This is a genomic window from Deinococcus rubellus, from assembly GCF_025244745.1.
Lineage (GTDB): Bacteria > Deinococcota > Deinococci > Deinococcales > Deinococcaceae > Deinococcus > Deinococcus rubellus.
Genome location: NZ_CP104213.1, coordinates 1904825 through 1928055, shown reverse-complemented (window position 1 = coordinate 1928055; position 23231 = coordinate 1904825). Strand labels below are relative to the sequence as shown.

Genomic DNA, 23231 nt, shown 5'->3' with positions numbered 1-23231 from the left:
TACCGTACCCCGGTCCGGTCTGAGCGGTGCCCCCCGGTGGGGCTGCTACACTCCCGGCCATGTCTGCCCGTGTTGGAACGCCCTTGACCGGACCTCTTCAGCTGCTGTTGTCTACCGCGCTGGGGGTATTGCTGGCCCTGTGCGGGTTGCCGCTGTGGTGGAGTGCTGTGAGCGTGCTGCCGCTGGCGGCTTTGCTGTGGCAGCTCAGCCGCCAGCCCAGCGCCCGCCAGCTGGTCGTCCAGACGTTCTGGGCCATCAGCGCCTACTTCGCTGCGCAACTGTTCTGGCTGGTGGTTTTCATGCACAATCTGATGGCCAGTGACGGTGGGCTGCCCTCGGCGGTGGCCTGGCCACTGGCGGCGCTGGCGCTCTCGCTGCTGTTCATGCTCGAAGGCGTGTTCTGGGCGGTGATGGCCGCGCTGGTGGCCCGCTTCTTCCGGACACCGCAGGCCCGGCTGTGGGGGCTGGCGGGAGGCTGGGTCATTCTGGAATGGACCCGCACCCTGGGGGCGCTGGCCTTTCCCTGGTCGGGCCTGGGTTACACCCTGCTGCGGACGCCGCTGATCCAGGTGGCCGATCTCGGCGGCGTGCTGCTGCTCTCGGCCCTGATCACGGCCTCGGCAGCGGCGCTGGTGACGCTCGTGCAGAGCAGGAACCCGCGCCCAGCACTGCTGATGGCGCTGCTGTGGCTGTCCAGCCTCGGCTACGGCTTGACGCGCACGCCGGCGCAGGGGCCGGTGGGTCAGGCGCTGCTGCTGCGAACTGACTTCGACTCGTTCAGCAAAGCGGCGGGACTGAGTTTTGGTCAGTTCTGGCAAACCCAGTTAAATCTGAGTGCCCAGCGCCGCTCCGGTGAAGTGCTGATCTGGAGCGAAACTGCTGTGCCGGACCCGTCCTACCTATTGGGCACCTCAGATTTTCCTGGCGTGCCCGCGCCCGGCCTCTATGGTCTAGCTCAGCGCCCCAGTAATACTGCTGTCGGCTGGGACGGTCAGGCCATCACTGGCAGCTTCGATAAGGCCCACCCGGTGCCAATGGGAGAATACTTTCCTCTGTCGGGGGCGCTGCGCCCACTCTATGACCTTATCTTCAACTTGATCGGTTTTGCTTTCGATCCCCAGTTCCCTGGCCAGTCGTACACCCCGATCTCACTTGGCGGCGTCCTTTACGGCGTCTATATCTGCTATGACAGCATCGTGGCCCAAGTGGCACGCTGGCAGGCGATTGGTGGCGCTCAGGTGCTGGTGAATGTCAGCAACGACGGCTGGTACAGCGGCTGGGGCGTCTGGCAGCACTTTGACATGGGCCGCCTCCGGGCTATTGAAACCCGCCGCTACGTGCTCAGAAGTGTCAATAAGGGTGTGGCCGCCGTGATCAATGACCTCGGTGAGCCTTTACAGACGCTGACGACAGGGGAGGGTGTCCTCCACGCCGAGTTCCCATTGCTCAGCAGCACGACCCTGTACATGCGCCTTGGTGACCTCCCAGCCCTGCTGGCTGCATTGCTCCTGCTCGGGTACGCGGCCAGGGCAGACCGCCGTAAGTAATATATACAGGATAATTTACTCCCCCGCATCCCCCAGCAACTCCGTGGCTGAGTGAAAGCAACAATGCTGGGGAAACAGCGTTCAGTGCGGCGCGCAGCATCAGCCAGCGCTTCAGCGCCAAAACCATCCGTGCCGTCAACGGCACTTGCCGGACCTTACGGCCCTTGCCGCGCACCGTCAAATATCCCAGGGTCAGTTCGAGATCGTCCACGTCCAGCCCAACGAGTTCAGCGGCCCGCAGACCGAGTTGCCCACCCAGAAGCAGTAGAAGTTGATCACGGGCGGCCAGGCCGGGGTCATGCGGGTGCTGCTGCTGAGGCAGGGCCAGCAATGTTTTGAAGGTCGCCGCACTCAGGGCCGCCTTGCGTGTATGGGCCGCTTCACTTTCAGCGGGCGGACGCACGCTGGCGCTGGGGTCCGTCTCCAGTACTTTCGCCCAGACCAGCGCCCGCATCAGATTCCTGACTCCGTAGAGATGGCGCTTGACGCTGGAGGCCGACAGCCCCTGGGCTTGCAATTCCAGCAGCCAGACCTCAAAAACTTCCAGACCTCAAAAACTTCCGGCTCCAACTGATTGAGCGCGTGTCTGGGCGACTCGGGCGGCCCGGTGAAGGCCAGAAACTTCCGGAGTGACTCGGCATAATGGCTCAGCGTCAGGTCGCTGATGCGCCCGCCCTTGCTCGACTTGAGGCGCAGGCAGGTATGCAGCAGTTCGGTGAGGGCAGCGGTGTCCTGAGTGTAAGCGGCGAGGGCAAATTTTTGCGAGACGGACGGGGAGAATTCACCCACTGGCGGCAGGAGAGGCAACCACTGGGTGTTGTTTCCGGCACCGATAAAGCTAGTAAGCCTAGGCCAGTGCTGAGGTAGATCCTGGACGCTGACCTGCCAGATACACTGGGTGCGGCGATCAGGACTGTTGCTCCAGAGCGCAAGTTCCAAACCGTCTGTCACAAGGACGGCTGGGATTTGGAGAGCCTGAGCGTAAGTCAGCCCTTGCAGCGCCGCCTTTGCGAGCGACTCACCGGGCTTTTTTGCTTCAATCACCAGCTTATGGCAGTTGTGTTCTTCGACGACCACATCAGCTTCTGGGTAACGTCCACGGCTGCGTCCTACCTGCACGGCATACCCCCAGTGCAGCTGCTCAGTCTGGTAGCCCAGGAATGTAAGCAGTGGGAGGATGAATTTCTGCTCAACATCACGTTCCAGTGGAAAGTCACAAGCACTGAAGTCAGTCTTCACCGTACTGACGCTCCAATGCTTGCAAGGCTTCACGGCGAACGTCCATATCCATCCGAGCATAGACGGCACTGGTATTGATAGACGAATGTCCGAGAAGATCGGCCACCACATGCAAATCACGGGTGGCGCGGTAGAGTTGGGTGCCGGCCGTGCGCCGCAGGGTATGCAGGCCCCAGAGCTCCGGCGACAGACCGAGCAACTTATAATACTGCTCGGCAATATAACGAGCGCCGTCCGTAGACAGCCGCTGACCATCTGTCGCTCGAGAAAGCGAAACTAGGAGAGACTCGGCTGGACCGACCTTCCCGAGATCACTCCGGAACACCAGCCACTGTGAAATCGCGCCCGCGACTCCGGAAGTCAGTGGTATCTGCCGGGTTTTGCTGCCTTTGCCGCGCACGGTCAGGGTCAGTTCGGGCAGGTCAATATCAGATAGATTCAGGCCAACCAGTTCAGCGGCGCGAAGTCCCAACACGCCGCCGAGGAGCAACAGTACCTGATCGCGGGTTGCCTGGGCCAGTTGGTGCGGATGCTGCTGCAAAGGCAGTTGCAACAGCGCTTTTAATTGCCTCTGGCTGAGTGGTTTTTTCCGGGCATGGTTGGGCGTAGCTTCTGCGGGCGGTGAAATGCCTTGAGTTATATCTTGTTTGATCACTTCAGCCCAGACCAACGCCTTGATCAGATTACGCACACCGTAAAGATGACGTTTGACGGTGTTGGCACTTAGACCCTCGTGCTGGAGTTGTAAAAGCCACAGCTCAAAAACGTCAGGTGTCAGTTGATTCAGTGCATGGTTGGGCGAATCGGCTGGGCCCGTGAACAAGAGAAATTTCTTGACGGACTGCCCGTAGGTTTTCAAAGTGAGTGGACTCGTGCGGCCCCGACGCACCGATTTAAGCTGAATGTAGGTTTGCATCAACTGAATCAGCGCTTCGGCGTTTTGTTGATGGGCTGCCCGCAGACCCTCACGGCGGCGATTCTCTGGTGTCAGCCACCGACTGACCTGGGCAAGTTGCAGAGCGGTTTCCATACTCTTATATGATACTCCGCAGAAGTGAAATTCTGCGGAGTATCGTATCTTCACGTCTCCAGCTCCTCCAGACTCGCCCCAGTCAGAAACAGCCCAGCTCCCGGCAACACCCTGGCGGTGAACGGCGTCGTCTCCTCGTGCATCTCACCGTCGTATTGCAGCGGAAAAGGCTCGAGCGACGTGACCGTCACCTCACTGGCACGGTAGCTCTCCACATTTTTACCGAACACCGGTTCGCCCAGATTCAGCCGGGCACGCAACGAATCGATCAGGTTCGGCAGCAATTCGAGCAGTGTGCCGGGCTTAAGCGCCAACACCGTGAACTGGCCGTCGCTGGGGCTCACCCCCCTGGCAATAGGCAGCCGAAAATTGGCCATCCCAAAATTTGCCACCATGACCGCCATTGCCTCGACTTCCTGCTTCTGGCCGTCGAGAACCAGTTCAAAGGTGGTCGCCCGTGGGCTGAGCTGCTGAAAAGCGCTCACCACGTAAGCCAGCACCCCGAGCCTGTCCTTGAGCTTCTCAGCGCCCTGAATCATGGTGGCGTCGGCCCCCGCCCCGGCCAGCAGCACGAAGCCGCGCGTCTTGCCCGACACCATCAGTTCGCCGAGGTCGACCTGCACACTGCGGAGGTTATCGACCACCTGGGCCAGCTCATCGGGGCCCTCAGGCAACTTGAGATTCTGGGCGATCAGGTTGGCGGTGCCCGCCGGGTAGGCCAGTAGCGGGACCCCGCTGCCGCGCAGGGCGTAGGCCAGGCCGCTCACCGTGCCGTCGCCGCCCGCCGCGATCACGGCAGCGTAACGCTCCCGATGCTCCAGCAAAGGACCGAACCCGCCTTTGGGCGGCAGCTCCTCAGCGTCCACCTGCCAGCCTTTTTCACCCAGCGCCGCGATGAACTGAGGCAGGGGACTCTGGCCCTTGCCGGACTTGGGGTTGAAGATCAGCAGCGCGCGTCTGGGGGGGGTGGTCTGGGCCGTCATCAAACCATTAGACTGTGTCAACGGAGGCTGTGTATGCGCATATTCTTGCTTGGATCTTTACTGTTGGTGGGAACACTCTCATCGTGCGCGCCGAGGGTAGGCACGGTGATGGGCGTCACCCAGACACCAGTGCTGGTCAAGGTTTCGTCCGGCGCGGCCAAGGGCCAGGCCGTCACTCTTCAGGGGCGTTATCTGGGTGGCCCGGCCACTGGGCGCATTCGTCTGGGGGCCGACGAGAACGGTTCGGGCGGCTACCTGATTCCTGCCGGGGCCGTCACCTCATGGACCGACAGCGAAATCGTCTTCAACGTGCCCGCTGCGTCCCCGGCAGGCGGGAGTTGGCTGTTTGTCGAGGTCAACGGCAGGCAAAGCACCGGGCTGCCGTTCAGCGTCAGCGACCAGTAGACCGTATATCTCGCCGCCGTCCTCACCAGGGCGGCGGTTTCGCTTATCCCCTTGCTGGAGTGCTCTCCCCTGCTAGACTCGCATTTATGGCACTTCAGCGGCCCAAAGGCACCCAGGATCATCTACCGGACGGCAGTTCCGGCTCCCATTCCAGAACAAATCGCAGCGATACCCGTGCCGAGGCCTTCGCCCAGGTGGTCGAGACGGCCCGGCGGGTCCTCACACGCGGCGGCGCGCGGCTGATCCAGACCCCCATCTTCGAGGAGGCCGACCTCGTCAAACGCGGCGTGGGTGGCTCCACCGACATCGTCCGCAAGGAAATGTTCACGGTCCATTACTTCGGCGACCACGGCGGCTTCATCCTGCGCCCCGAGGGCACCGCCGGAATTGTCCGGGCGTATCTGGAAAACGGTCTCAAACAGTGGCCGAGTCCCCTGAAGCTGTGGACCCACGGCCCGATGTTCCGCGCCGAGAACGTTCAAAAAGGCCGCCTGCGCCAGTTCCATCAGGTGGACTACGAGGTGATCGGGGCCGCCGACGCCCTGGTAGACGCCGAGGCCATCGAGCTGATGGTGCAGGTCGTGCAGGCACTCGGTCTTAAAGGTGCGAGAGTCAAGCTCGGCTCCATCGGCGACCCGGCAGACCGGGGGCACTACAACGACTACCTGCGCGAAACGTTCACCCCACACACCGAGCGGCTCTCCGACGACTCAAAAGACCGCCTGGACCGCAACCCGATGCGGATTCTCGATTCCAAGAGCCAGGGAGATCAGACACTGATCTCCGAACTGGGTGTCAAACCGATGCTCGACTTTCTGGGTGAAGCCGCTGCCGCCCACTTCGCCCAGGTCCGTGGGTATCTGGACACCTGGGGCGTCGAGTACGATCTCGACCCCAGCATCGTGCGCGGTCTGGATTATTACCGCCGCACCGCCTGGGAACTGCATCACGAGGGCGTCGGGGCGAAGTCGGCCCTCGGCGGCGGCGGGCGCTACGACGGGCTGGCCGCTGAACTGGGCGGTCCCGAGACGCCGGCTGTCGGCTGGGCCTTCGGTATCGAGCGGATATTGATTGCGCTTGACGCCGAGGGGGTGCAACTGCCGGAGCAGGCCGGGCCGCTGGTCTTTGTGGCAGCGCTGGACCCCGAACACACCGGGCTGGCTGCGCAAGTCGCCTTACAGGCGCGTCAGGTGGCCCACGCCGAGTTCGCCTACCGCGCTCTCAAGCCCGGAAACGTCTTCAAGGAAGCCGAACGGCGCGGGGCTATCTACGCGGCCCTGATCGGCAGTGACGAGGCCGCGTCTCAGAACGTGACCCTCAAGCACCTTCAGACCGGCGAGCAGCGCCGCGTCGCCATCAACGATCTCAATGCCTTCCTGCTGGAGCACCCATGAAACGCACCGCCTACCTCGCCGACCTCGGCTCCGACCACCTCGACCAGCGGGTTACAGTCCAGGGCTGGGTCGCCCGCCGCCGCGACCTCGGCAAGCTGATTTTCATTGATTTGCGTGACCGCAGCGGCATCTTGCAGATTCAAATCGAGCCAGAGTCGCCTGCCTTTACCGAGGCCGACCGGATGCGCGGCGAATCGGTGGCCGAGTTCACCGGTATGTTGCGTCTGCGCCCTGAGGCCCAGCGTAAGGCCGGGAACGGCGCGTATGAGCTGATCGCCGATCAGGCCAAGCTTCTCAGTCTGGCGGCCACCCCGCCGTTCGAGCTGAGCAAGGGCCGTGAGGTCGCCGAGGACATTCGCCTCAAGTACCGCTACCTCGATCTGCGCCGCCCCGAGATGTTCGAGAAACTCCTGCTGCGCTCGAAGGTGTCGGCGGCCATCACTGCCTTTCTCACCGCAGAGGGTTTTCTCAATGTGGAGACGCCGCTCTTGACCCGCTCCACCCCCGAGGGTGCGCGCGACTTCCTGGTGCCCTCGCGACAGACACCCGGCGAGTTCTACGCGCTGCCGCAAAGCCCGCAACTCTTCAAGCAGCTGCTGATGATCGCCGGGGTGGACCGCTACTTCCAGCTTGCCCGCTGCTTTCGCGATGAGGACCTGCGAGCTGACCGCCAGCCGGATTTCACCCAGCTCGACATCGAGATGAGCTTCGTGGATCAGGAAGATATTCTGGACCTCAGCGAGCGGCTGCTGCGCCACCTCTTCGAAACGGTGCTCAACACTGAGCTGCCCAGTCCCTTCCCACGCCTGACCTATCAGCAGGCAATGGACACCTACGGCTCGGACAAACCCGATCTGCGTTTTCAGTTGCCGCTGGTCGAGGTCACTGATCTGTTCAGGGACGGGGCCTTCACTGTTTTTGCATCAGTCCCGAGCGTCAAGGTCCTGGCGACAGGTGAGCTGACCCGCAAGCAGATCGATGAGCTGGAGCGGGTCGCCAAACAGAACGGCGCGGGTGGTCTGACCTGGCTGCGCCGTGAAGGTGAGGGCTTCAGCGGCGGCATCAGCAAGTTCGTGGGCGACTTCGCCGCTGAACTGATCGCCCGGACCGGGGTGCCACCCGGCGGCACACTGCTGTTTGCGGCAGGCGAGTGGAAGAAGGTGGTGACGGCGCTGGGGGCGGTCCGAAATGCCCTGCGTGATCTGCTGTCCTTGGCCGAAGAAGGGTTTCAGGTCGCCTGGATCACCGACTTTCCGCAGCTCGACTACGACGAGGAGAGCGGTGCGTGGACCTACATGCACCACCCCTTCACTGCCCCACATTCCGCAGACCTGCCGCTGTTCGGCACCGAGCGTCAGGGCGAGATCCGCGCCCAGGCCTACGATCTGGTGCTCAACGGCTTTGAGATCGGCGGCGGCTCGGTTCGTATCCATGACCCAGTGGTGCAGCAGCAGATGTTCGGAGCCATCGGCTTCACGCCCGAGACGGCCAATGAGCAGTTTGGCTTCTTCCTCGACGCGCTCTCGTTCGGCACGCCCCCGCACGGCGGCATCGCCTGGGGTTTTGACCGCTTGATGATGGTCATGAGCGGGGCAGCCAGCATCCGCGAGGTGATCGCTTTTCCCAAGAACAACCGGGGCAGCGATCTGATGGCCCAGGCCCCCTCGGCGGCGAGTGAAGCGCAGCTCAGTGAGCTGGGGTTGCAGATCACTCCGGGCAAGTAAAACAGCGCTCAATTCATGACCGTTTGAGAGCAGGCCACGTTCTCGTCTGGCAGATGTTCTAAACTTGCCGGATGTCACCTGTCTTAGTTTCTCCGGCGCTTGAAGCCGCTCGCGGCGCGATGCAGCAGTCGGGCGTGGACGCCCTGTGGATCAGCCAGCCAGCCAATATCCGCTACCTCAGCGGATTTTCTAGCCCTGAGGACGCCAAACTGCTACTCACGCCTGACGCGGCTATCCTCTATACCGACAGCCGCTACGCCCTTCAGGCGGCCCAGGAGGTCAAAGTCGAGATCCATATCGCCCGCTCGCCCGCCACACTGGAACACGCTGCTGAGTGGGTCCAGGGACTGAAGGTCGGCTTCGAGGCTGAGCACCTCACGGTTGCGGGCCTGGACGACCTGAAACAGTACTGGCAGGCTGAACTGGTTCCCCTGCGGCGGCCAATCGAGACGCTGCGCCTTGTCAAATCGGACGCCGAGATCGCCATGATTCGTAGGGCACAGGCCATCGCCGACGCGGCTTACGCTGAGGTGTTGCCGCAGATCCGGGCTGGGGCGCGCGAGACCGATCTGTCGCTGGCACTTGAACTGGCGATGCGCCGCCTGGGGGCAGACGGTCCGAGTTTCGAGACCATTGTCGCCAGCGGTGAACGCGGCGCGTTGCCACATGGGCGGGCCAGCGACAAGCTGCTCGTGGCGGGCGAACTTGTCACCCTGGATTTCGGTGCGCTGATCGGTGGCTATCACTCCGACATGACCCGCACCGTGCCCGTCGGTGAGGTCAGTGCCGAGCTGCGCCGTCTGTACATGGCTGTGCTCGACGCTGAGGACCAGGCCATCGCTGCTGTCGGACCGGGTGTTCGCACGGCAGACCTCGACGCGCTGGCACGGGGAGTGCTGGCTGGGCATGATCTGGCCGAACACTTCACCCATTCGCTGGGCCACGGCGTCGGCCTGGACATCCATGAGGGACCGGGCCTACGCGCCGCGTCGGACGAGGTGCTGCGTCCCGGTATGGTCATCACCATCGAGCCGGGCGTCTATCTTGAGGGGGTCGGCGGCGTCCGTATCGAGGATCTGCTGCTCATCACCGAAAGCGGCCATGAGGTCTTGTCTCAAAGTTCCAGGGCGCGGCTGTGAGGCTGCGGGGATGGTTAATCGCGGCGACGTTACTGGCTTCCCCCACCGCTCTGGCGGTGCGTGGGCAGGCAGTTTATTATGGTGGAAAATATAATCCCCATACCCGAATGACTGCTGCGCACCGCACCTTGCCGCTGGGCAGTTGGGTGCGGGTGAGCCTTTCCAATGGGCATAGTGTGGACGTGCTGATCAATGATCGGGGGCCGTTCGGTAACAGCCGCCGCATTGTTGACCTCTCGCGGACGGCGGCGGCGCGGCTGGGTATTCTCTCGAAGGGCGTGACTGAGGTGGATGTGCGGGTACTGAAGTATGGGAGAACTGGCAGCGTGCGGCGCTGATCTGAAAACAGTTTCAACAAAGAAAGCCGGGCAGCGTTGGCCCGGCCTTCTTCTATTAGATTGCAGTGCTCAGGTGCGTGGAAAGAAGGTCTGTTCCAGCAGGAACACGTTCAGGCCGATGATCACAACAGTGATGAACCAGCCCACCCACTTCCAGAACGGGTTGATCATGAATTCGCCCATCTTGCGTTTGTCGGTCACGAACATCATCAGTGGCACCACCGCGAACGAGAGCTGCATTGAGAGCACCACCTGCGAGAGGATCAGTAAGCTGCCGGTGCCTTTCTCGCCGTAGATCAGCACCACGATGACGGTAGGAATGATCGCCAGCAGCCGTGTGAGGAGTCGCCGCATCCAGGGCTTGAGCCGGATGTTGACGAAGCCTTCCATCACGATCTGCCCGGTCAGGGTGCCGGTGAGCGTGCTGTTCTGGCCCGAGGCCAGCAGCGCCACCGCGAACAGAATGCTGGCGGCACCCGCGCCCAGCATGGGCGAGAGCAGTCTGTAGGCGTCCTGAATCTCGGCAATGTCGGTGCGACCCGCGTAGTGGAAGGCGGCGGCGGCCAGGATCAGGATGGCGGCATTGATGAAAAAAGCGAACGTCAACGCGATGCTCGAATCCCAGGTGGCGAACTTGATGGCCTCGCGCTTGCCTTCCTGGTCCCGGTTGTAGCCGCGCGTATTGACGATGGCCGAGTGCAGGTACAGGTTGTGCGGCATCACGGTCGCGCCCAGGATGCCGATGCCGACGTAGAGCACAGCGGGGTCGAGCAGTTGCTTGGAGGGCACCAGACCGCCCAGCAGCGGTGCAAGCTCAGGCTGGGAGAAGATCATCTCGAATAAAAAGGCCACGGCGATGGTGGCGATCAGGGTGATGACCAGCGCTTCGACGTATTTGAAACCTTTATTTTGCAGCAGCAAGATCAGGAGCACGTCGGCCACCGTCAGACACACGCCGAGGATGAGTGGGAGTCCGAACAGTAAATTCAGCGCGATTGCGGTGCCGATCACTTCAGCCAGATCGGTGGCAATGATGGCCACTTCAGCCGAGAGCCACAGCAAAATGGCGGCGGGTTTGCTGAAGTGGTCGCGGCAGGCTTGCGCCAGATCACGCCCAGTGGCGATGCCGAGGCGGGCTGAGAGGGCCTGAAGGTAAATCGCCATCAGTGAGGAGATGAGCACCATGCTCAGGAGGGTGTAACCGTAGGCACTGCCGCCTGCGATGGAGGTGGCCCAGTTGCCGGGGTCCATGTAGCCCACGGCAACCAGTGCGCCCGGTCCCAGGAAGGCCATGAAGCGTTTCCAGGCGGGCTGGCTGTAATCAATTTTGATGCGGGCGACGTCGCTGAGGGATTCCCCCAGATTCTCCTGCCGCCAGCCATTATCTTTAACGCTCATTTTTTACCGGGTCTCTTGGAGGGGTATGCACGCCTGCGATTTTAGGCTTAACTAAAACAAAATTTCAAGGGGTAGTCATGTTGATTGAGGAGAGACTTTGATGTTGTGAGGGTATGCAGATCTTTAGGTTGTGAGAAAGTGGTGTTAGAACAGATAGAGGCAATCCTAATATATATTCAGTACTGATATCTCGGGGGCGCTCCCCTGGCCGCGTATTTGCGATAGAATCTTGCAGGCATCAACACCTCAGGAGGAAGTACCACATGACCGAAACTGCATTACTCACGCTGGAAACCATCGCCAAGTACCTGAAGGAGCGCGAGGTTCAGCTTGATCTGGAAGAGAACAACGGCCAGCGCTTCATCCGCATGGGCTGGCGCTTCGAGATGGGCGACGCTGCCGTGCTGGTCAGTGTCAACGACGGCCCCAACAACACCTCGCGCCTGGAAGTCACCTGCGTCACCCAGAAGACCTACGTCGAGCGCAAGCAGGAAATCATGGGCATCCTCAACGAGCGTAACCGTGAGCGTGCCTTCGCCCGCAGCATCGACAACGACGGCAACGTCTGGCTCGAATATGTCGGCTTCTACCCCACCCTCACCGAGATGCCTCAGGAAACCTTCGACACCCTCTTCGGCGGCGTCCTGATGCACTTTCAGGACGACTACGCTTTCCTCGAAGGCGTGCAGATCACCCAGCCCCAGCCACAGGCTTAAAACTGCGCGGAACCGAACCGGGCCCATAAGCCCGGTTTTTTGGATGGCAGCTTGTGAAAGATAATTTTAAAAAGCTGGTTCGTGAAATTTAACTCAAGCATGAAGTGGAGAGCAGTATTCTCTATACTTGGCAGCGTGACTTCAATTCGCGATCTGCCCCAACTGATCGGCCAGACGGTAACGCTGAGCGCCTGGCTGCAAGACAAGAGCGGCAAAGGCAAGCTGCAATTTCTGAAACTGCGCGACGGCAGCGGCTTTGTACAGGCCACCGTCTTCAAGAGTGACGTCAATGAAGAGGTGTTCGAGCTGGCCCGGCACCTGACGCAGGAAAGCAGCCTGCTCATCACGGGCGAGGTAAGGGCCGACGAACGCGCCCCCAGCGGCGTCGAGCTGGCCGTCAGCGAGCTGAAGATCGTCGGGACGTCGGGCGAGTACCCGATCACGCCCAAGGAGCACGGCCCCGAGTTTTTGCAAGACCACCGCCACCTGTGGCTCAGGCACCGCCGCCCCTGGGCCATCCTGCGGGTGCGCGACGCGGTGCAGCGGGCCATCGTGGACTTCTTCCACGGCGAGGGCTTCATCCGCTTCGACGCGCCCTTCTTCACGCCCAACGCCGCCGAGGACACCACTGAGCTGTTCGAGATCGATCTGTTCGGCGAGAACAAGGCCTACCTCTCACAAACCGGTCAACTCCACGCCGAGGCCGGAGCGCTGGCCTTCGGCAAGGTCTACACCTTCGGCCCCACCTTCCGGGCCGAGAAGTCCAAGACGCGCCGTCACCTGCTCGAATTCTGGATGATCGAGCCGGAGGTGGCTCCCAGCAGCCATGCCGAGAACATGGCGCTGCAGGAGCGGATGGTCAGCTTCGTCGTCGGGCGGGTGCTGGAGGGCTGCGCCGAGGAACTTGCCGTACTGGAACGCGACCTGGACAAGTTGCGCCCTGCGGCCGAGGGCCACTTTCCGCACGTCACCTACACCGAGGCGCTGGAGATGATCCGCCGGGTCCTGACCTCGGGAGAGTTACCGCCCAATGTCTCAGCGGACACCCAGCCGGTCGAGTGGGGCGACGATCTGGGCGCGCCGCACGAGACCATCGTGGGGTCGCAGTTTGACCGCCCAGTGATCATCGAGAAGTACCCAGCCGCGATCAAGGCGTTTTACATGCAGCCCGACCCCGAAGATCCCCGGCTGGCGCTGTGTGACGACATGATCGCGCCGGAGGGGTACGGCGAGATCATCGGCGGCTCGGAGCGCATTCACGACTACCACCTGCTCAAAAACCGCCTGGACGAGCAGGGATTGCCGCTGGAAGCCTTCGAGTGGTACCTGGACTTGCGCCGCTACGGCAGTGTGCCGCACGCCGGGTACGGTATGGGCCTGGAGCGCTTGATCGCCTGGATCTGCGGCATCAATCACATCCGCGAGGCGATTCCCTTTCCGAGAATGCTGACCCGACTCTCGCCTTGAGAACAGGGCAGCTGGAGCACCCAGAGCTGGAACAGGTGGCCCGCGACTGGACGCTCAAACTCGTCGGGCACTCCAGCGTCACCAACTCAGCAGGCGAGGCGGCCTTCGGACCGTGGCTGTGCGCTGAACTTCAGGCGCAGCCTGCCTTCGCCGGACAATCACCACAAACGCAGCCGCCGCAAACACGGCCGCATCAGATACAGCCGCCGGTCTGGCTCGAACCGACCCTGCATGACAGCGCAGCACGCGCCTCGGTGTGTGCCCTGGCGCGCGGCAAAGGTCCCCGGACGGTGCTGCTGACCGGGCACGATGACGTGGTGGGTGTGGCCGACTACGGCGACCTCGCGCCGCACGCCTTCTCGCCTGAGACGCTGGCGGCCAGGGTGGCAACCTCGTTCTCGCCGGAGCATGACGGCCCGGTGCTGGCCGACCTCGCCAGCGGCGACTTCGTTTTCGGGCGCGGCAGCCTCGATATGAAGAGCGGGTTGGCGGCAGGCCTGGCGGTACTGGAAGCCTGGGCAGCTTCAGGAAACGAGGGCAATGTGCTCTTCGTAGCGGTGCCGGACGAGGAGGAGAACTCGCACGGCATGCGCTTACTGGTGCGGCAACTGCCGGACATCGAGCGCCGCTACGGACTGGAGATCGTGGCCGCCATTAATCTGGACGCCGAGGTGGACCCGGCGGGCGACGGGCGCGGGCAAGCCGTGTTCCTGGGCAGCGTCGGCAAGGTGCTGCCCAGCCTGCTGCTGCTGGGGAGACCGGCCCACGCGGGCACGCCGTTTGGCGGCCTGAGTGCGGCGCTGATGCTCGCGGAGATGATCCGGCGCGTCGAACTGCACCCCGATTTCATCGATCGCCATCCCGCCGAGTCGGGACCCCCAGCAGCGCTGCTGCAACTCTCGGACCTCAAGGACCACTACGACGTGACCACCCCAGACGCCCTGTGGTGCGGCTTCAACGTGCTGCTGCACGGGCGCACGCCCGGAGACGTGCTGGAGCGGCTGCATACGGCAGTGCAAACGGGCATGGAGGCGGCCCTCACCGATCTGGAAACGCGGGCGCGGGCCAGCGGCAGCCAGGTACGGGCCGCTCCGGTTCAGGTGCTGACCTACGCGCAGGTACTGGCGCTGGCCGAGGCCAGAGGTGGTCAGGCAGCGCTGGGAAGGCTCTCGGCCCTGGCGGCCGCAAGCGCGGCGCGCGATACGCCGCACCTGTGCCAGCAGCTCACCCTGACCGCCGCCCGCGAGGCCCAGTTGACCGGGCCAGCGGCCATCCTCGGCTTCGGCTCGCTGCCGTATCCGGTGGCCGAACTCGGCCAGGACGAATCATCTTTGGCCCTGCGAACGGCGGTGGAGCGCGCCATTGTTCAGGTGAAAGCAAAGTTCGGCGTCAGCGTCCGGACCCGGCCCTTCTTTCCCGGCGTCTCGGACATGAGCTTTCTGGGCGGCGCGCCAACACCCCGGCCTGGGCCAGCCGCATGACCCTGGAAGACAGCGGTCGGAACACCCTGCGCGTGCCGGTCGTCAACGCCGGTCCCTGGGGCCGCGACTACCACCAACGCGGCGAGCGGGTGTATGCGCCCTACGCCTTCGGTGTGCTGCCGCATCTGGTCATGGAAATCGCACGGGCGCGGCTGGAGCAGGCTTGAGGGAAAGCTGAGCCTCACAACGAAGCGCCAGAGAGAAGCGGCGCATCCTCAAACTGGGATGCGCCGCTTCTCTCCTGTTCTGTTTTGCTGGATTGCTCTGCTGCCTTGACAGGGGCCGGCGCTCACGCGGCGGCGGCGCGGGGTTGGCGGTGGAGCAGGCGACCCAGCAGACGGCTGAGCCAGTGACTGGAACCCGACTGGGCGCGCAGCTGCCTGAGCAGGCGGGCACGGCTGGCGTCCTGGTGAAGCTGATCGAGGCGGGCCTGGGCGGCCCAATGGTCGCTGCTTGAGATCATGGACATTCACTCTCCTGTCAGCGTCCACTCGGGTTCGCTGATGGGTCCATGATGCGCAGCAACGGGGCCAGTCCGAATCGGCACACTGGCTCAGCCGGAGACTGAATGGTTTGGCCTAGTCGGCCTGGTGAGTCGTTGGCCTATTGGACCGTAACCGGGGCGTCCAGGCCAAAAGCGCTATGGACCGTGCGGGTGGCACGCTCCACGTCTTCGCCCTCAATTGCTACGCTGATGTTCAGCTCGCTGCTGCCCTGCGAGATCATCAGGATGTTGATGTCGTCTCCGGCCAGGGCGCTGAACAGCCGGGCCGAGACGCCCTTGGTACCGCGCATGCCCGCGCCCACGATGGCGAGAACCGCCACGCCCTGCTGCACGTCCACCTGAAGCTGCCGCCCGCCCATCGGGGGGGTCAGGGCCGCCAGGGTACGCTCCTCGTCACTGCCGAGGATGACCAGCGAGACGTTACTCATACTCGACGACTGCGAGACCATCAGCAGGGTGATGTTTTCTTTCGCCAGCGCCGCGAAGAGGTCGGCCACCACGTCCGGCACGCCGAGAATGCCCGCCCCCGAGACATTAATGATGCTGACCCCTTTGATGGCCGTCACCGCCTTGACCGGGTGCGCACCGTCACCTGCCGCCTCGGTGGTCACCAGCGTTCCGGCAAACTCCGGGTCGGCGGCGCTCTTGACCCGCAGCGGAATCCCGGCGTCTTGCAGCGGCGTCACGGCCAGCGGGTGCAGCACCTTCGCGCCGAAGTAGGCCAGTTCCATCACCTCGCCGTAGCTGAGTTGGGCGATGTTCTGCGCGCCCCTGACACTCCGGGGGTCCGCCGACATCACGCCGTCCACATCTTTCCAGGCCCACACCTCGTCGGCATGCAGGGCCGCCCCGATGATGGTGGCCGAGAAATCGGTGCCGCCGCGCCCCAGCGTCGTGATGGCCCCCTTCTCAGTCTCGCCCATGAACCCTGCCACCACCGGGGTCAGGCCCGCGCCCAGCAGGCCGCTGAGCCGGTCACGGATCCGCCCTGCTGCTGTGCTGAGCGGACGGGCGCTGCCGAAGTGGGCGTCAGTGACGATTCCCGCCTGTCCGCCAGTCAGGTGGTGGGCACGCTGGCCGGAGGTTTCGAGCGCCAGCGCCATCAGCGGGGCCGAGAGCCGCTCGCCGAAGGCCACGATCAGGTCGCGGCTGCGCGGGGTCAGTTCGCGCAGCAGGTACACGCCGTAAACCGCCTGGCGCAACGTTTCGAGCAGCTCGCGGATCTCGCGCACGGTGTCGGCGTCGGGGGCCGCCCCAATATCCTGGGCGGCCGTGAAGTGCCGGGTTCTGAGGCCCGCGATCTGGTCGTTGGCATTGGCGATGTCGCCCTTCTCAGCAGCCTCGGCGATGCCGAGCAGTTGGTTGGTGACGCCCGACATGGCCGAAACCACCACCACCACCTTGATCCCTTCTTTGAGGCTGCGCCCGACCAGGTAAGCCGAGTGGCGAATGGCGTTGGCGTCGCCCATATTGGTGCCGCCGAATTTCATCACGAGAAGATGGGGGGACTCTGACATGGCGCTCAGTGTAAGCGGCGGTGGCCGCAAGCGCGGGCGGCGCGTCTATTCAGCTCCGGCGCTGGCCCCGCAAGTTACACTGAGCGCCATGCTCAAATTCGCCTCCAGCTTACTGCTCTCGGCGCTGCTGCCTTCTGCCTCAGCCGCCTCGTTTGCCGGGCAGGTCATCTATCAGGTAATGCCCGACCGCTTCTTCAACGGCAACAAGGCCAACGACGGCGTGACTGACCCCACTAACCTGCGCGCCTGGCACGGCGGCGACCTCGCGGGCCTGACCAGCAAGCTGAATTACCTGCAAAAACTGGGCGTCAGCGCAGTGTGGCTGACCCCCATCTATCAGCAGCAGCCGGGACGCAGCTTCGACACCGACGGCTATCACGGCTACTGGCCCGCCGACTTTCGCAAGGTGGATTCGCATTTCGGGACGCAGACCGAGTGGGAGGGGTTTGTAAAGGCCGCACACACGGGCGGGCTGAAGGTGATCCTTGATCAGGTGATCAACCATTTTGGCTACACGTCCCCCACCGTGACGCAAAAACCCGAGTGGTTTCATACCCAGGCCGACTGCGACGCGGCCAGTAACAAGGACGTGGTCTGTCCGCTCGCGGGTCTGCCGGACCTGAAGCAGGAAACGCCAGCCGTGCGCGACTTCCTGTTCGGCAACGACGACTACTGGCGTACCCAGGGCGTGGACGGTTTTCGCTACGACGCCATCAAGAATGTGCCGAACGATTTTTTGAAAGCGCTACTGGCGCGTGACAGGGCAGCGGGCACCTGGACCCTCGGGGAGTATTACGGCGCAGATGCCCTGACCGTCGGCCAGTACCAGCAACTCGGCTTTGATGGCCTGTTCGACTTTCAGCTGCAAGACGCCATGAAAACCAGCATCATGGGCGGCGGCGGCCTGGAGCGGGTCCGTAGCGCCCTGACTGAACTCGCCAAGGTGCCGCAGCCTGGTGAAGTGGCCCTTTTTCTGGACAACCACGACCTGCCGCGATTCGCCCAGGGCACGCTGTTCGAGGATCTGGGCCAGGACCGCACCAAATACGGATTGCGGGCGCTGCTGACCCTGCGCGGCGTGCCGGTGATCTGGCAGGGCACCGAGATTGCCATGCGCGGTGGGGGCGATCCCGACAACCGGCGCGACATGCGTTTCGAGTCGCAGTGGACGCCCGCCGAACAGGGCGTGTTCGCGGTGGCCAGCAACGCGGTCAAGGTGCGCCGGGCCTCAAAGGCCCTCTCGTTGGGTGACCAGACGCTGCTGGACGTGCCAGACAATCTGGCAGACCGACTGCTGCTGTTCGTGCGGCGCGAACCGGTCAGCGGTCAGCAGGTACTGGTTGCCTGGCACAGCGGCGAGGCACGGACCAGTTACTCGCTGAAAAGTACACTCCCCGCCCAGGCGCTCACACGGGGGCTGTTCTTAGACCCCGGTGAGAGCGTCAGCAACGCCAAATTGAGCATCAGTCACGGCTACCTCAACCTCAGCCTGCCGCCCAAGACGGCGATGGTCTTCGTGCTGGGCAGCGCGGCAGCCAGATGAGCAGGAAAGGATGATCAGGGCGGTGCTGTTTGACCGCGACGACACCCTCAGCGTGATGGACGCGGCCAAATACCCGCAGGCGGCCGCCTGGGCGCAGCAGCAGTTTGGCGTGGACGCAGGAATGGTACTGCGGGTGATGCATCAGCACTGGCAGCGCGCGTTCGGCGAGTGGTGGGATCTGCGAACCCTCGACGACGAGCGGGCCTTCTGGACCAAGTACAGTCGCGGCCTGGCGGCGGACCTCTCACTCAGCGACGGGCAGGGCGAGGCGTTCCTGGCGAAATTTCCGTATCAGGTGTTCATGAAAGCGGCTCCGCAGGCGCGGGCGGTGCTGGAAGCCTTGCGGGAGCGCGGCCTGAAAATCGGTGTGCTGAGCAACACCCTGCCCAACATCTGGCCCACCCTGGACGCCATCGGCCTGGCCGATCTGGTGGACGTGGCGCTGAGCAGTTGCGCCCTGGGCGTCCACAAGCCTGCCCTGGAAGTCTTCCGGCTGGCGGCCAGCGAGCTGGGCGTGGCCTGCGGCGAGGTGCTGTTTCTGGACGACAAGCCCGAGAACGTGGTGGCGGCACGGGAGGTCGGGATGCGGGCGGAATTGGTGGATTTGAGTGGAGAGGTCGCGGGAGCATTGGTGGGATTATGGGAAGTGGTGGGCCTGCTGGATGGATAGTGCTGGATGGATAGTGGAGAGGGGATTGTATATATTCATATCCCAACGCAGCTGGGCAGCGTGAGGGGCTACCATAACCACATGTGGACCGATGCCCATCTGGACCTGGCCTTCAACGCGCTGAACGGACGTGACCTGACGCTGGCCCTGGATACCCTGCGGCAGCGCGAACCGCAGTCGCCCGATACCGCCACCGTCACCTTCGAGGAACTGCGGCGCTCGGGGGTGGGGCTGTGCCTGGGCACGCTGTTCGCCATGCCGCAGACCGCCGAGCACGCCGGGTACACCGACTGGCGGGAAGCGCGGGTGCAGGCCCTGGCGCAGCTCGACCAGTACCGCCGCTGGGAGGACGCCGGGCACATCTCACTGCTCAGGAGTGGGGGCGAGGTACGTCAGCACGCCGCCAACTACGATCCGGCCTCTTCCCCACTGGGGGTGGTACTGCTGATGGAGGGAGCCGACCCGCTGCGCGACGTGGACGACCTGCCGTTCTGGGCGGAGGCGGGCGTCCGGGCCATCGGGCTGAGCTGGGGCAAAACGCGCTACGCCGGGGGCACCGACGCCCCGGGACCGCTGACGGCACGCGGGCACGAACTGCTCAGCGGAATGCGCGAGCTGAACGTGGCACAGGACCTCTCGCACCTTGACGAACAGGCGTTTTTCGAGGCATGTGAACTGCAACCCCGCTGCTTTGCCTCGCACAGCAACAGCCGCGCCTTCGTGGACGGCAACCGCCACCTGAGTGACGAGATGGTCCGCGAGATCGGGCGGCGGGGCGGCGTCATCGGGCTGGTGCTGCTGGGCCTCTTTCTCAAGCGCGGCTGGGACGTGGGGCAGCCCAGGGTCAGCCTGGACGAGGTGGTGCGGCACGCCGAGCACTACGCCGAACTCATCGGCTGGGACAACGTGGGGCTGGGCAGCGACATGGACGGCGGCTTCGGCAACGAGAAGACGCCGCAGGGCATCGATACCTACCGCGACCTGGAGCGCCTGGCCGACGCCCTGCCGCCGGAAGCGAGCGGCGTGATGGGCCGCAACTGGCTGAGATGGCTGGGAGCAAACTTATGAACGAGCTGGATCCCCGCATTCACGCTTACGACGACACCGGACGGCTGGCCGAAACCGCGCTGCTGGGGCGGCTCGACCAGTCGTTTACCTTCGTGGAACCCACACTTGCCTGGACCGGCCCGGCGCGGCTGAGCCTGCACGCCCGGCCCGATCTGACCAGTCCGCAGGTGACTGAGGCGCTGCCCGGCGAGGCGCTGGAGGTCGTCGTGCGCCGCGCCGACGGCTGGGCCTGGCTGCGGACGCGGGCCGACGGCTACCTCGGGTTTGCCCGCACTGCTGGGGTGGTCGCCCACGCTCCCGCCGACCCGCTGGCGGTGACGGCCCTGCGCGGCCACGTCTACGCCCAGCCGAGCATCAAGAGTCCGCTGGTGTCGGAGCTGTGTTTGGGCGCGCAGGTGTCGGCGGCGGGCGACGAGGTCACTGAGCACGGGCGGCGCTGGCGACCTGTTGAGGGCGGCGGGGGGAATGGGGGCTGGGTGCAGGCCGTCTGCTTTGAACCGCTGCCGGACGCGGACCCGGCGGCACTGGCGCTGAGGTTTCTCGCCGCGCCGTATGTCTGGGGCGGGCGCAGCGCCTGGGGGCTGGACTGCTCGGGGCTGGCGCAACTGGTGTTCGGGGTCTTCGGGCAGCGCCTGCCACGCGACGCCGATCAGCAGCAGGCGGCTTTGACAGTTGTGGACAGCGCGCGGCGCAGCGATCTGGCATTCTTTCCGGGGCACGTGGGCATCATGCTGGACGGAAAGAAGATGGTCCACGCCAACGCTGGCTGGATGGCCGTCAGCGTGGAAACACTGGGCGAGGGCGAGTACGGCAAGCGGCTGCAAGCTGAACTGCTGGGCTTCGGGCGGTGGGAGGCGTGATTCGCTGGGAGCATCAGGACCTGCACACCAGATCGCCCTTCGGCATCGCCCGCTGGACCCACAGCACCTATCCGCGCAGCTTCGTTTATTTCGAGGAAGGCGGGCTGGTGGGCCGGGGCGAGGCCGCGCCCAACGCCTTCTACGGCGAAACCGGCGAAACGGTCAAGGTTATTGGCCCGCTACTGGAAGACGCCCTGGGCGATCCCTGGGACTGGCAGGGCCTTCACTCTCGCCTGGCCGCGCGGATGCCGCATCACCATCCCAGCGTCAAGTGCGCGCTGGAAATGGCGGCGCTGGAATGGTGCGCCGTCTCGGCGAATCTGCCGGTGTGGCGGCTGCTGGGCTTGTCGGATGTGCCGATCCCCGAGTCGAGCTACACGGTGAGCCTGGCCGAATTGCCGGACATGCGGCGGCAGGCCCACGACGCCTGGGACAGCGGCCACACCATCTTAAAGGTCAAGCTCGGGACAGAGCACGACCAGCAGATCGTGGAGGCGCTGAGGGAAGAAGTGCCGCAGGCCCGGCTGCGGGTGGACGCCAACGCCGCCTGGAGCCGCCCGCAGGCCCGGCGGATGCTGGGCGTGCTGGAAGCGCTGGACGTGGAACTGCTGGAGCAGCCGCTGGCGGCAGACGACCTGGACGGACACGCGGCGCTGCGCGCCCTGGCCCGGCTGCCGATCATCGCCGACGAGAGCCTGCACCATGTCTCGGACGTGCCCCGGCTGGCCGCCGCTTTCGACGGCATCAATCTCAAGACCGCCAAGCTGGGAGGTCCGCTGCAAGCGCTCTCAGCGCTGCGAACGGCGCGGGCGCTGGGCCTGGGCATCATGATCGGCTGCATGATCGAGTCGTCGCTGGGCATTGCGGGCGCGGCGCATCTGGCGGGCCTGGCCGACTGGGCCGACCTCGACGGCGCGCTGCTGCTCGCGGACGATCCGTTCGGAGGATTGGAGTGGCAGGCCGGACACCTGGCGCGGCCCAGCGGTGTCGGCTGGGGCGTGAGCCAGCGGTGATCCGGGTCGCCATCATCGGCGGGGGCAACCGGGGCGGCGACGTGTATGCCCGGCACCTGACTGAGCAGGGAGCCAGGGTGACGCATCTGGTCGAGGCCAGAGCGCCGCGCTTATCGGAAGTGGCGGCGCGGCACCACGTTCCCCCCGAGCGGCAGTTCGCCGACTGGCCGGGTTTCTTCGCGCTGGGCAGGGTGGCCGACGCGGTGGTCATCGCCACTCCGGACGATCAGCATGTGCAACCCTGCCTGGCGGCGCTGGCGCTGGGGTACAACGTGCTGCTGGAAAAGCCGGTCTGCCTGGCGGAAGCCGAGCTGGACGCGCTGCTGATCGCCGAGCGGGCCAGTGCCGGGCGGGTAACGGTCGGCCACGTGCTGCGGACCACGCCGTTTTTCCGGACGGTGGCGGACGTGCTGGAGAGCGGGCGGCTGGGCCAACTGGTGGGCATCACACTGGCCGAGAACGTGGCCTGGTGGCACTACGCCCACTCCTACGTGCGCGGCAACTGGCGCGCCTCGCCGCCCGCCGCGCCGTTCATCCTGGCCAAGAGCGTGCATGACCTGGATGTGCTGCGCTGGCTGGCGGGAGCTGCGCCCACGCAAGTGGAGAGCCGAGGCAGCCTGCACCACTTCCGGCCCGAATCCCGGCCTCCCGGCGCGGCAGAGCGCTGCCTGGACTGCCCGGTGCCGTGCCCCTACGATGCCCGGCGCATCTACAGCTCCCGGCCCCAGGGCGAGTGGCCGGTCACGGTACTGACGGCAGGCGGGCTGAGTCTGGAAGATGCGCTGCGCAGCGGTCCTTACGGCGAGTGCGTCTATCTGGGCAAAAACAACGTGGCCGACCACCAGACCGTCAATGTGACGTTCGAGAACGGCGTGACGGCGCAACTGACCTCCAGCGCCTTCACGCACAACAACACCCGCACCCTGAAACTGCTCGGCTCGCACGGCGAACTGCGCGGGCAGATGGACACGGGCGAGATCGAGCTGCACGACTTTCTGAGCGGCAAGATGGAGACACTGCAGGTGGAAACCGGCGGCAACCACGGCGGCGGCGACGCAGGCCTGGTGGCGGGGTGGCTGGCGTCTCTGCGCGGCGAGGCAGGCGTGCCGGTGGCGCTGGCGGAGTCGCTGGATTCTCACCGGATGGCGTTCTGGGCGGAACGGTCAAGGTTGGGAGATTGAGCGGACGGCGCTC

At 64.4% G+C, this 23231-nt stretch carries 23 protein-coding genes; 16 read left to right on the top strand and 7 right to left on the bottom strand.

Annotation, left to right across the window (positions count from 1 at the left end; genetic code table 11):
* The first annotated feature begins 59 nt into the window (after positions 1-59).
* Positions 60-1547: an apolipoprotein N-acyltransferase gene (gene lnt, locus N0D28_RS09915; RefSeq protein WP_260559368.1), complete on the top strand. Its 1488-nt coding sequence runs from the start codon at positions 60-62 to the stop codon at positions 1545-1547.
* Here lnt and N0D28_RS15675 read toward each other — a convergent pair.
* From N0D28_RS15675 to N0D28_RS09895, 4 genes are read right to left on the bottom strand one after another with little or no spacing between them, the layout of a single operon-like run.
* A complete protein-coding gene (locus tag N0D28_RS15675; protein WP_376777617.1) occupies positions 1447-2001 on the bottom strand; it encodes a site-specific integrase in 555 nt (184 codons plus the stop codon). The two genes, lnt and N0D28_RS15675, sit on opposite strands and share 101 nt — an antisense overlap.
* Complete coding sequence (locus N0D28_RS09905) at positions 2001-2786, bottom strand: type I restriction enzyme HsdR N-terminal domain-containing protein (protein ID WP_260559366.1); 786 nt, start codon at positions 2784-2786, stop codon at positions 2001-2003. Before N0D28_RS09905 ends, N0D28_RS15675 begins: the two co-directional genes overlap by 1 nt.
* The gene (locus N0D28_RS09900; protein WP_260559365.1) at positions 2776-3816 is read right to left on the bottom strand and encodes a tyrosine-type recombinase/integrase; all 1041 of its coding nucleotides are present in this window, start codon (positions 3814-3816) and stop codon (positions 2776-2778) included. The genes N0D28_RS09905 and N0D28_RS09900 overlap by 11 nt, the downstream gene beginning before the upstream one ends.
* A gap of 50 nt (positions 3817-3866) precedes the next feature.
* Entirely contained in the window at positions 3867-4799 is a 933-nt protein-coding gene (locus tag N0D28_RS09895; protein ID WP_260559364.1) for a diacylglycerol/lipid kinase family protein, read from the bottom strand.
* Positions 4800-4907: 108 nt separating this feature from the next.
* Here N0D28_RS09895 and N0D28_RS09890 point away from each other — a divergent pair, with 108 nt between their 5' ends.
* The 5 genes from N0D28_RS09890 (at position 4908) to N0D28_RS09870 (ending at position 9799) form a co-directional block, all read left to right on the top strand.
* A complete protein-coding gene (locus tag N0D28_RS09890) occupies positions 4908-5204 on the top strand; it encodes an IPT/TIG domain-containing protein (RefSeq protein WP_312846401.1) in 297 nt (98 codons plus the stop codon).
* Between the two features lie 86 nt (positions 5205-5290).
* Complete coding sequence (hisS, locus tag N0D28_RS09885) at positions 5291-6598, top strand: histidine--tRNA ligase (protein ID WP_260559362.1); 1308 nt, start codon at positions 5291-5293, stop codon at positions 6596-6598.
* A complete protein-coding gene (gene aspS, locus N0D28_RS09880) occupies positions 6595-8322 on the top strand; it encodes an aspartate--tRNA ligase (protein WP_260559361.1) in 1728 nt (575 codons plus the stop codon). Before hisS ends, aspS begins: the two co-directional genes overlap by 4 nt.
* Positions 8323-8393: 71 nt before the next feature.
* Complete coding sequence (locus tag N0D28_RS09875) at positions 8394-9461, top strand: M24 family metallopeptidase (protein WP_260559360.1); 1068 nt, start codon at positions 8394-8396, stop codon at positions 9459-9461.
* Positions 9462-9568: 107 nt separating this feature from the next.
* On the top strand, positions 9569-9799 hold the full coding sequence (locus N0D28_RS09870) for a septal ring lytic transglycosylase RlpA family protein (RefSeq protein WP_312846400.1): 231 nt from the start codon (positions 9569-9571) through the stop codon (positions 9797-9799).
* Between the two features lie 69 nt (positions 9800-9868).
* Here the strand turns inward: N0D28_RS09870 and N0D28_RS09865 are convergent, their stop codons facing one another.
* Complete coding sequence (locus N0D28_RS09865; protein WP_260559359.1) at positions 9869-11197, bottom strand: Nramp family divalent metal transporter; 1329 nt, start codon at positions 11195-11197, stop codon at positions 9869-9871.
* 263 nt (positions 11198-11460) lie between these two features.
* Between N0D28_RS09865 and N0D28_RS09860 the strand changes: the two genes are divergently transcribed.
* From N0D28_RS09860 to N0D28_RS09845, 4 genes are all read left to right on the top strand, one after another.
* Positions 11461-11913 (top strand): type III secretion system chaperone family protein, encoded by a 453-nt coding sequence (locus N0D28_RS09860; protein WP_260559358.1) that lies wholly within the window; start codon positions 11461-11463, stop codon positions 11911-11913.
* Positions 11914-12048: 135 nt separating this feature from the next.
* Entirely contained in the window at positions 12049-13380 is a 1332-nt protein-coding gene (gene asnS, locus N0D28_RS09855) for an asparagine--tRNA ligase (protein WP_376777616.1), read from the top strand.
* Positions 13377-14861 carry a M20/M25/M40 family metallo-hydrolase gene (locus tag N0D28_RS09850; RefSeq protein WP_260559356.1) on the top strand — a complete coding sequence of 495 codons (1485 nt, stop codon included), beginning with the start codon at positions 13377-13379 and terminating at the stop codon, positions 14859-14861. The genes asnS and N0D28_RS09850 overlap by 4 nt, the downstream gene beginning before the upstream one ends.
* Positions 14858-15028: a hypothetical protein gene (locus tag N0D28_RS09845; protein ID WP_260559355.1), complete on the top strand. Its 171-nt coding sequence runs from the start codon at positions 14858-14860 to the stop codon at positions 15026-15028. The genes N0D28_RS09850 and N0D28_RS09845 overlap by 4 nt, the downstream gene beginning before the upstream one ends.
* A 122-nt stretch (positions 15029-15150) precedes the next feature.
* Here the strand turns inward: N0D28_RS09845 and N0D28_RS09840 are convergent, their stop codons facing one another.
* On the bottom strand, positions 15151-15330 hold the full coding sequence (locus tag N0D28_RS09840) for a hypothetical protein (RefSeq protein ID WP_260559354.1): 180 nt from the start codon (positions 15328-15330) through the stop codon (positions 15151-15153).
* Between the two features lie 134 nt (positions 15331-15464).
* A complete protein-coding gene (locus N0D28_RS09835; RefSeq protein WP_260559353.1) occupies positions 15465-16883 on the bottom strand; it encodes an aspartate kinase in 1419 nt (472 codons plus the stop codon).
* Positions 16884-16971: 88 nt separating this feature from the next.
* Here N0D28_RS09835 and N0D28_RS09830 point away from each other — a divergent pair, with 88 nt between their 5' ends.
* The 6 genes from N0D28_RS09830 (at position 16972) to N0D28_RS09805 (ending at position 23218) form a co-directional block, all read left to right on the top strand.
* Entirely contained in the window at positions 16972-18426 is a 1455-nt protein-coding gene (locus tag N0D28_RS09830) for an alpha-amylase family glycosyl hydrolase (RefSeq protein ID WP_260559352.1), read from the top strand.
* A gap of 10 nt (positions 18427-18436) precedes the next feature.
* A complete protein-coding gene (locus tag N0D28_RS09825; protein ID WP_260559351.1) occupies positions 18437-19096 on the top strand; it encodes an HAD family hydrolase in 660 nt (219 codons plus the stop codon).
* 81 nt (positions 19097-19177) lie between these two features.
* Positions 19178-20164, top strand: coding sequence for a dipeptidase (locus N0D28_RS09820; RefSeq protein ID WP_260559350.1), 987 nt, complete (start codon positions 19178-19180; stop codon positions 20162-20164).
* Positions 20161-21024 (top strand): C40 family peptidase, encoded by an 864-nt coding sequence (locus N0D28_RS09815; protein WP_260559349.1) that lies wholly within the window; start codon positions 20161-20163, stop codon positions 21022-21024. The genes N0D28_RS09820 and N0D28_RS09815 overlap by 4 nt, the downstream gene beginning before the upstream one ends.
* On the top strand, positions 21021-22037 hold the full coding sequence (locus N0D28_RS09810; RefSeq protein WP_260559348.1) for a dipeptide epimerase: 1017 nt from the start codon (positions 21021-21023) through the stop codon (positions 22035-22037). The genes N0D28_RS09815 and N0D28_RS09810 overlap by 4 nt, the downstream gene beginning before the upstream one ends.
* Complete coding sequence (locus tag N0D28_RS09805; protein WP_260561872.1) at positions 22034-23218, top strand: Gfo/Idh/MocA family protein; 1185 nt, start codon at positions 22034-22036, stop codon at positions 23216-23218. Before N0D28_RS09810 ends, N0D28_RS09805 begins: the two co-directional genes overlap by 4 nt.
* Positions 23219-23231 lie beyond the last annotated feature (13 nt).